Below are 598 nucleotides of genomic sequence, written 5' to 3'. Positions count from 1 at the left end.
GGTCAATTCAGGCGAAAATATCTGGTGATATTCAGCGTTCTGTAGCTGATGAAAAACCTGCTGAAAAAACTCCTGAAGAAGTCTGTGAGGCTAGCCCTCCAATCAGTAACACCTTCAATAACGTCTCTGACGGTTATATTAACTATAACGGCTGTGAGTATGAAGCAACGGGCGTTATCGTTTGTAATAACGCTAAAACGGTCTGTGCTGCGACTTGGAAGCCTACAGGTTACGTTCCTGAGTCTGGTGAGAGTCAATCACAACCAACTGACGATATTGGTGGTGATACTGGTGTTTCTGAGACTGGTGGCGGTGATACTGGTGGTTCTGATACTGGTGGCTCTTCTGGCGGTTCTTATACGGGTGGCTCCTCTGGAGGTGCTTCCGGTGGCACGTCCGGTAAGTCACTAACTGAGGATCAAGTAGCTTCTGCTGTTGCTAAGGGCGTTAAAACGGCAACCCCTGATTTGTCAGAGGGCATCAAGGATAAACTTACCGAAGATGATACTTCTACAGATGACAAGCGATCAGCTGATGAGCAGACTCAAAATAATATTACTTCTCTTGGTGATAATTTAAATAATCTAGTTCGCGGTGC

At 45.8% G+C, this 598-nt stretch carries 1 pseudogene; it reads left to right on the top strand.

What is annotated here, in order from left to right:
• Positions 1–598, top strand: a pseudogene (locus tag CG67_RS18285) (attachment protein); the annotation flags it as partial.

Source organism: Tatumella sp. UCD-D_suzukii (genome assembly GCF_000611875.2).
Lineage (GTDB): Bacteria > Pseudomonadota > Gammaproteobacteria > Enterobacterales > Enterobacteriaceae > Tatumella > Tatumella ptyseos.
This window is presented reverse-complemented; position numbering and strand designations above follow the sequence as displayed.